The sequence below is a fragment of the Oleidesulfovibrio sp. genome, assembly GCF_047973035.1.
Classification (GTDB): Bacteria; Desulfobacterota; Desulfovibrionia; order Desulfovibrionales; family Desulfovibrionaceae; genus Oleidesulfovibrio.
The window spans coordinates 108,803-116,896 of sequence record NZ_JBKEBF010000034.1 but is presented as its reverse complement, the minus strand read 5'-3'; the positions used below and the strand labels follow the sequence as shown (position 1 = coordinate 116,896).

General features: G+C 50.9%; 7 protein-coding genes and 2 tRNA genes. 8 read left to right on the top strand and 1 reads right to left on the bottom strand.

What is annotated here, in order from left to right; all coding sequences use genetic code 11:
- Positions 1-207 precede the first annotated feature (207 nt).
- Positions 208-408 carry a hypothetical protein gene (locus ACK5LI_RS11245; protein ID WP_416949306.1) on the bottom strand — a complete coding sequence of 67 codons (201 nt, stop codon included), beginning with the start codon at positions 406-408 and terminating at the stop codon, positions 208-210.
- 282 nt (positions 409-690) lie between these two features.
- Here ACK5LI_RS11245 and ACK5LI_RS11240 point away from each other — a divergent pair, with 282 nt between their 5' ends.
- From ACK5LI_RS11240 to ACK5LI_RS11205, 8 genes are all read left to right on the top strand, one after another.
- Positions 691-2,160: a PLP-dependent aminotransferase family protein gene (locus ACK5LI_RS11240; protein WP_416949304.1), complete on the top strand. Its 1,470-nt coding sequence runs from the start codon at positions 691-693 to the stop codon at positions 2,158-2,160.
- Between the two features lie 145 nt (positions 2,161-2,305).
- Positions 2,306-2,380: transfer RNA gene (locus tag ACK5LI_RS11235), tRNA-Gln, on the top strand.
- A 12-nt stretch (positions 2,381-2,392) separates the two neighbouring features.
- Positions 2,393-2,470, top strand: a tRNA-Glu gene (locus tag ACK5LI_RS11230).
- 688 nt (positions 2,471-3,158) lie between these two features.
- The gene (locus ACK5LI_RS11225) at positions 3,159-4,274 is read left to right on the top strand and encodes a branched-chain amino acid ABC transporter substrate-binding protein (protein ID WP_416949302.1); all 1,116 of its coding nucleotides are present in this window, start codon (positions 3,159-3,161) and stop codon (positions 4,272-4,274) included.
- A 141-nt stretch (positions 4,275-4,415) separates the two neighbouring features.
- On the top strand, positions 4,416-5,324 hold the full coding sequence (locus ACK5LI_RS11220) for a branched-chain amino acid ABC transporter permease (RefSeq protein ID WP_416949300.1): 909 nt from the start codon (positions 4,416-4,418) through the stop codon (positions 5,322-5,324).
- 29 nt (positions 5,325-5,353) lie between these two features.
- A complete protein-coding gene (locus ACK5LI_RS11215; protein ID WP_416949297.1) occupies positions 5,354-6,580 on the top strand; it encodes an ABC transporter permease subunit in 1,227 nt (408 codons plus the stop codon).
- Positions 6,577-7,365: an ABC transporter ATP-binding protein gene (locus tag ACK5LI_RS11210; protein ID WP_416949314.1), complete on the top strand. Its 789-nt coding sequence runs from the start codon at positions 6,577-6,579 to the stop codon at positions 7,363-7,365. The genes ACK5LI_RS11215 and ACK5LI_RS11210 overlap by 4 nt, the downstream gene beginning before the upstream one ends.
- Positions 7,358-8,062, top strand: a complete 705-nt coding sequence (locus ACK5LI_RS11205; protein ID WP_416949295.1) for an ABC transporter ATP-binding protein — start codon at positions 7,358-7,360, stop codon at positions 8,060-8,062. The genes ACK5LI_RS11210 and ACK5LI_RS11205 overlap by 8 nt, the downstream gene beginning before the upstream one ends.
- Positions 8,063-8,094: the final 32 nt, after the last annotated feature.

Below are 8,094 nucleotides of genomic sequence, written 5' to 3'. Positions count from 1 at the left end.
AGCATGACCTCGCCTATGAACAGATAGAAAACGAGGCGGACAGGAGGTGGGCTGACAAGCATTTCCTGCGCTGTATGGAGGCACATGGCCATCCGGCGTCAGGAAAGGTGTTTTTCGTGCTAATACGCTGTGGAGGCTGGCTTTCTTTCGTGCTGCGCAGGTTTCGCGACTGAGCAGCTTGGAAATCTCAAATAATTAGAGCGCGTCTCAAATAATTCGAACAAGAATCTCAAATAAAGTTTTCCGGCCTAGCGCCAAGGCGTATTCGTCGCTTATATATTTGATGATGACGCCAATAAGCGACATGACAATTGCAGACGCGAAAGCGGCGACATACCCACCGGTGTTTCCGGAAAGTCGTAATGAGCCCAGAAAGTTACGGGCAGAAAGAGAAACAGTGCAGGACATAAGACCCACCTCGGAATCAAAATGTAGGCACGCCTCTACTCCCGAATTGACCCCTTGATAAGGGACACTTTTTGGCAGTATCTATGGGGACACTTTCAATTTATCTCGCATACATCATTCCGAGACGTATGCTGTACACAACATCAATAACAATATGCTTAAAACACGAACAATTCTTCAACCCAAACCGAAAAAAAGAAACGAAATCTTTTTTAAAAAAAATATAAATTCTGCGTAATCCGCAGAAATATATTCCCTATACGGACATACAGGATTGCGCACATGAGCATAGCCCTGAGCAGACACAGTGAAATACCGCTATATAAGCAGGTTGCTGCATACTTTCGTATGCGTATCGAGCTTGGTGAACTTGAGGCAGGAACCAAGCTTCCTTCAATCCGGCAGTTGGCCCGAACTCAAGGGCTTAATCGCATCACAGTGGAAACAGCATCTGCAGAGCTGGAAGCTGACGGGCTGGTAGCATCGCGTCAGGGAAGCGGAACATTTGTTCTGCCTTCTTTTGCACCTCAGGAAAAAGCGCAGGAGGAAGCACATACCGCTTGGCCGCGATGGCAATATGACGCTGCGGAACGGTACAATAGTATCTGGCGCGGCAACCGCCTGCCTTTACGGACAGGTGGAATGGATGGCGAAATAATTCATCTTGCTGGCGGCAACAGTGACCCGCGTCTTTTTCCCATTGATGCATTCCGCAAAACGTTACGCGATATCATGCTGCGCGATGGTACAGATGCATTAAGTTATGAAGAGGATGCAGGCTATATGCCCCTGCGGCAGACCATTGCGCGCATTCTCGTTGATCAGGGAATTGCCACGACACCTGACAACATTATCGTGACGACCGGGTCACAACAGGCAATTTATCTGATTGCGCAGGTAGTGCTGCAGGCAGGAGATACTGTATACACCGAGGTTCCTACCTATACGGAAAGCATGAACTTGTTCCGCGCACTGGGTATGAACATCGTCAGCATTCCCATGGATGAAGGCGGTATGATCATTGAAAAGCTGCAAAAAGAGTTGGCTGTACACGGCAAAGGGCTGATCATCACCATGCCGACGTTCCATAACCCCACAGGTATCTGCATGAATGGACATCGCAGACGACAGCTTGCGGCAATCGCAGAAACCAGTGGCATTCCCGTGGTAGAAGACGATTACGCCGGCGACATCCGCTATGACGGACATTCTCAACCTGCCATAAAAAGCCTCTCTGCCGCCGGAACAACCATATATATAGGTACATTCTCAAAAATGCTCATGCCCGGGCTGCGCGTGGGGTATATTGTTGCCGAAGGGCCGGTGCGCGAACATCTTATCCGCTACAAACGCATGCTGGACCTTTCCACTTCCGGTATTGTGCAACGCACGCTGGAACGATTTGTCGATGTAGGCAGCTACCGGAATCACTTGAACCGCCTTTGCCGCACTTACCGGCTCCGGCGCGATACCCTGCTGACAGCAGCGGAGTTATACCTGCCGGACGATGTATTCATTACCCCGCCGGACGGAGGGCTTTTCGCATGGCTGCAGCTGCCGGACGATTTATCGGCCGAGAAAATAGACAAGGCCGCGCGTAAGCACGGAGTCTCCGTTGCAGATGGCAGGGCTTTTTTTCCAGATCCGGATGACGGTAACCATTACCTGCGTATCAACTTCTGCCAGCATTCCGCAGAAATACTTACAACGGCAATACAACGGCTCGGGGCTGCCATGCATTCATGCAGATAGCTGACAGACCATGTCTATTTCCGCTGGTGCAGTACATAATCACTCAAAATAAAGTAACTTCATGTGGCAGTGCCAAAAAAATCAAAAAAGATGGAATTGATGGTTGACAACGCCCCCCTCTGTCTATAGAACCACACCTCGTTACTGGGCTGTCGTTCAATTGGCAGGACGACGGGTTCTGGCTCCGTTAATCAAGGTTCGAGTCCTTGCAGCCCAGCCATTATTCTAGAGTGTCCCCATCGTCTAGCCTGGCCTAGGACACCTGCCTTTCACGCAGGCGACAGGGGTTCAAATCCCCTTGGGGACGCCACGGACGCTCAAGCCCGCATCTTGAAAAAGATGCGGGCTTTTTTGTTTCTGAACTATGCATCAAAGTACGCAGACCACCTCGTTTAGCCTCCGGCACGAACATTACACAGTCTTTTCTGGTACAAAAAGCGGTCGTCAACGCCTCTTCCAAAGCACTTTGTACACTTTTGCAAACACAGAACAGGCACATGACATAGAGATACCGGCGATTGCCCCTTCCTGTCATGTGTATATACGTCCATCAGCGCCGGCTCCCCTCTCCAAATACAGCAGCAGTGCATAATATCACCTCCAAGAGTACCCCATCACAACAAACCGAACAAACAAACAAAATATAATTTTGTACACCGCTGGGACTCCACAAAATTATTCTGCTGTTTTTCCATTTTTTCAACGCTCACCATCCATCGCCAAAAAACGCAACATGCTGTTTTTAAAACATTTTTATTTTCAATACCATTTTTGGCAATCTCAATAATATATTGTAATCTAAAGATAAAACTACACAAAATCCAAACTGTACCGTTACAGATTTGACAGATTTCACTCCTTCGTGGCACTTAACCAATGAACGCTGGATGTACCAAAAAGCAATTATCTCAGATTAATTTGCTCAAATTCGCTGTAACAGCGCATTTTAGACACGTTCACAATTTTGTTGTCTGTTTTTTAACGGAGGAGAAATCATCATGGGTAAAGGTTGGCTTAAATCTCTTGTTGCCGGCGTAGCCATCACTCTGCTGGCTGGCCCCGCATTTGCTGACACCATCAAGCTGGGTGTACCCGGCGCACACAGCGGTGATCTGGCTTCTTATGGCCTGCCCACCGTTAACGCTGCAAAAATTGTTGCAAAACTCTACAATGAAAAAGGTGGCATTCTGGGCATGCAGGTAGAAGTTCTGCCGCAGGACGACCAGTGCAAGCCTGAACTGGCAACAAACGCCGCAACAAAGCTTGTTTCTGACAAAGCTACCGTTGTTCTGGGCCATATCTGCTCCGGCGCAACCAAGGCTGCCCTGCCCATTTACAAGGAAGCCAACATCGTTGTCATGTCGCCTTCCGCAACCACTCCCGCTCTGACCCAGAGTAAAGAGTACCCCATTTTCTTCCGTACCATTGCCTCTGACGACCAGCAGGCGAAACTTGGTGTTTCCTACGCCATCGACAAGCTGGGCCTGAAGAAAATTGCAGTTCTGCACGACAAGGGTGACTACGGCAAAGGCTATGCCGAATTTGCAAAAACCTTCATCGAAGAAAGCGGCAAGGCTGAAGTTGTTCTGTTTGAAGGCGTTACCCCCGGTGCCATGGACTACTCCGCAGTTGTCCAGAAGCTTCGCCGGTCGAAGGCTGACGGCGTAATGTACGGCGGCTACCATCCTGAAGCTTCCAAGCTGGTTTCTCAGATGCGTAAAAAACGCATGGATATGCCTTTCATCGCTGCTGACGGTGTAAAAGATGACACCTTCATCAAAGTTGCCGGTGAAAACGCAGAAGGCGTTTACGCAACCAGCTCCAAAGACGTAAGCAAGCTGCCCATGTATCAGGAAGCCATTGCCCATCATAAGGCCGAGTTCGGCACCGATCCCGGCGCATTCTACAAAGAAGCCTACGCTGCCGCTACCGCGCTGCTGAATGCTGTTGAAAAAGCAGGCAGCACTGATTCCGACAAAATCAAGGAAGCGCTGCGCAACAACTATGCCGAGACCCCCATCGGCAGCATCAAGTTTGACAGCATCGGTGACGCCGAAGGCATCGGCTTCTCCATGTATCAGGTGCAGAACGGCCAGTACGTAGAACTGCAGTAATAACTGCACAACATAACGTAATCTGCAGGGGGCAGGCAGTCTATCAGCCTGTCCCCTATATTTTGCACACGATAAACCCTCACGGTTAACACCGGTTACTTCCCGTAGAAGAGCGCGGGATACCGTTAACGGAAGGCATTCATGGATTGGACTTATTTCTGGGAACTGTTTCTGGGCGGACTGACCCGTGGCAGCATCTACGCTCTGATCGCCATCGGCTACACCATGGTGTACGGCATCATCGAGCTTATCAACTTTGCGCACGGCGAAATTTACATGATCGGCGCTTTCACCGGTCTTATCACAGCCGGTGTGTTGGGAATTTACGGCTTTCCGCTGCTGGCGATTCTGGCCATTGCAGTTGTTGTAGCCATCATTTATTCGGCAGCGTACGGCCTGACTATCGAAAAAATAGCCTACAAGCCGTTACGTGGCTCCATGCGGCTGGCACCTCTCATCTCTGCCATCGGTATGTCGTTGTTTTTGCAGAACTACGTTATTCTTGCTCAGACTTCCGACTTTCTGCCGTTTCCGGCACTGGTACCTGACTTTGACTTCATGGAACCCATTGCGCACATCTTCGCATCTTCCGACCTGATGATCGTTGTTGCCAGCGCCCTTTCCATGGCCGGACTGACGCTGTTCATCCGGTACACCAAAATGGGCAAGGCCATGCGCGCCACTGCGCAGAACCGCAAGATGGCCATGTTGCTGGGCATTGATGCCGACAGGATTATTTCCATCACGTTTATCCTCGGCTCTTCTCTGGCGGCGCTCGGTGGTGTTCTGATTGCTTCGCATGTCGGGCAGGTCAGCTTTAACGTAGGCTTTATCGCCGGTATCAAGGCTTTTACAGCTGCAGTACTTGGCGGTATCGGTTCCATCCCCGGAGCCATGGCCGGCGGGCTGTTCCTTGGCCTGAGCGAAAGCTACGCAACAGGTTATATTTCCAGTGACTATGAAGACGTGTTCGCCTTTTTGCTGCTGGTGCTGTTCCTTATTTTCAGACCTTCCGGCATCATGGGTAAAGCTCCCGTTGAAAAGGTATAACCAGCCGAACACTTTCAGGATTGCATAGAATGGATAAAATAAAACAATCACTGATCATCAGCGTCTGGTTCATGTTTCTGACCTTTCCGCTGATGGTTGTCCGCGTGGATACCATCAATGATACGGTGGACTGGCGCTGGATGAATATGGTGTATGTGGGCATCGGCAGCTTTGTGCTGTCGTTTGTATGGCGCTGGGCAATGGCCCGTAAAGAGCTGCTCAAAGCCCAGAAAAACACCACGCCTTCCGCCGTGACCAAAATGTTTCAGCGGCTTGGACACGACAAGCGCTTTACTATTACAACCTACTCTGCTGTTCTGGGCTTCTGTGCGCTGCTGCCGTGGCTGGTTTCCACCTACCAGACCAACATTATGATTTCATTCCTGCTCTACGTTATTCTGGGCCTTGGCCTGAATATCGTCGTAGGGCTTTCCGGTCTGCTGTTTCTTGGCTACGCCGCATTTTACGCCATAGGTGCATACGCATATGCCCTGCTGAACCTGCACTTCGGGCTCGGCTTCTGGGCTGTGCTGCCTGTCGGCGGTATTCTGGCTGCCATGGCGGGTGTTGCGCTGGCTTTTCCTGTTCTTCGCCTGCGCGGCGACTACCTTGCCATCGTCACGCTTGGCTTTGGCGAAATAGTTCGTCTGGTGCTGGAAAACTGGAGCGATTTCACACACGGTCCCAGCGGTATTTCAAACATTCCCCGACCGTCATTTTTCGGTATGGAACTGGGAGTAACGGAAACCGGCGTCTACATTTACTACATCGTACTGGTAATGACCGTAGTCACCATAGCTGCGGTACAGCGCATCAAGGATTCACGAGTCGGGCGTGCTCTGCAGGCTCTGCGCGAAGATGAAATAGCCTGTCAGGCAATGGGCATTGACCGCGTGAACGTAAAACTGATGGCGTTCGGGGTGGGTACTGCATGGGCCGGTTTTGCCGGTGTTATCTTTGCTGCCAAGACCACGTTCATCAACCCCGCCAGCTTCACCTTCATGGAGTCGGCGATTATCCTGTCCATTGTTGTTCTGGGCGGAATGGGGTCGAACTTCGGTGTTATTCTGGGCGCTGCATTCCTTATTCTGTTGCCCGAATACCTGCGTGAATTTGCAGAATACCGCATGATCATGTTTGCATCCGCCATGGTTCTGATGATGGTATTCCGTCCGCAGGGGCTTATCACTCCCAAAAAACGCAAATACGAAATCAATGATCCGGAACTTGATGCCGGTAAGGGAGGGGACGCCTGATGCCGGTTCTTGACGTAAAAGCCCTTTCTAAAAACTTCGGCGGGCTGCGCGCTCTTAACGAAGTGGATATGACTATCGATGCGGGAGAAATCGTTGCACTTATCGGCCCTAACGGCGCCGGCAAGACCACGTTCTTCAACTGCATTACCAGTATCTATACCCCCACCGAGGGAACAGTTAACTTTACCCCGCTGGGTAAGGAGCGCACTCTGGTCAACGGCATGAAGCCGAACCTTGTAACCCAGCTGGGCATGGCGCGTACATTTCAGAACATCCGTCTGTTCAAAAACATGACCGTTCTGGAAAACGTTATGATCGCAAGGCACTGCCGCACAAAGGCCGGTATTCTGGGTGCACTGCTGAGGCCACCCAGCGTAGTGCAGGAAGAGCGTGAAATAGTGCAGCGAAGCTATGATCTGCTTAAATACATCGGCCTGCACAAATTATATGACGAGCAGGCAAGCAACCTTTCTTACGGTGCGCAGCGCAGACTTGAAATTGCCCGCGCTCTGGCCACAGAGCCCAGCCTGTTGCTGCTGGATGAACCTGCGGCCGGTATGAACCCGCAGGAAACTGCAGAACTGGTGGAACTGATTCTGCGCATCCGCAAAGAATTCAACGTGGCCATTCTGCTTATCGAGCATGACATGAGCCTTGTCATGAAGCTTTCCGAGCGCATCTACGTGATGGAATACGGCTGCCTCATTTCGCAGGGCACGCCTGAAGAAGTTCGTAAAGACCCTCGTGTCATCAAGGCTTACCTCGGAGAAGACGCTCATGCTTGAGTTGCGTAATATCGACACCCACTACGGCAATATTCAGGCACTGCGCGATGTTTCCCTTACCATTAACGAAGGGGAAATCGTTTCGCTTATCGGTGCAAATGGCGCAGGCAAATCCACCACGCTTATGTCTATCTGCGGCGGGGTTCTCGTAAGCAAGGGCGAAGTTACCTTTGAAGGCAAGCCCATACATACCATGAAGCCCAACCAGATAGTCCGGCTGGGCATCAATCAGGTTCCTGAAGGCCGTCTTATTTTCTCTGACATGACTGTCATGGAAAACCTCGACCTCGGCGCTTTTCTGCGTAACGACAAAGAAGGGATTAAGCGCGATCTGGACTATGTCTTTTCGCTGTTTCCCATCCTTGCCGAACGGCGTAAACAACAGGGCGGAACGCTTTCCGGCGGAGAGCAACAGATGCTTGCCATCTCTCGCGCACTGATGGGGCGTCCCAGACTGCTGCTGCTTGATGAGCCTTCGCTGGGACTTGCGCCCATTATCATCGCGCAGATTTTCCAGATTATCGAAAAAGTTAATCAGGACGGCGTAACCGTTTTTCTGGTGGAACAAAACGCTAATCAGGCACTGAAAATTGCACATCGCGCCTACGTTATGGAAACAGGCCGCATAACCATGAGCGACACCGGCGCCAACCTGCTGGCAAACGAGGACGTAAAAAAAGCGTACCTTGGCATGTAACAGCAGAGCCACGACACACATACACACAACTG

Coding starts and splice junctions, on each gene's coding strand:
- ACK5LI_RS11245 (WP_416949306.1), bottom strand. CDS start 408: ATGTCCTGCACTGTTTCTCTTTCTGCCCGTAACTTTCTGGGCTCATTA.
- ACK5LI_RS11240 (WP_416949304.1), top strand. CDS start 691: ATGAGCATAGCCCTGAGCAGACACAGTGAAATACCGCTATATAAGCAG.
- ACK5LI_RS11225 (WP_416949302.1), top strand. CDS start 3,159: ATGGGTAAAGGTTGGCTTAAATCTCTTGTTGCCGGCGTAGCCATCACT.
- ACK5LI_RS11220 (WP_416949300.1), top strand. CDS start 4,416: ATGGATTGGACTTATTTCTGGGAACTGTTTCTGGGCGGACTGACCCGT.
- ACK5LI_RS11215 (WP_416949297.1), top strand. CDS start 5,354: ATGGATAAAATAAAACAATCACTGATCATCAGCGTCTGGTTCATGTTT.
- ACK5LI_RS11205 (WP_416949295.1), top strand. CDS start 7,358: ATGCTTGAGTTGCGTAATATCGACACCCACTACGGCAATATTCAGGCA.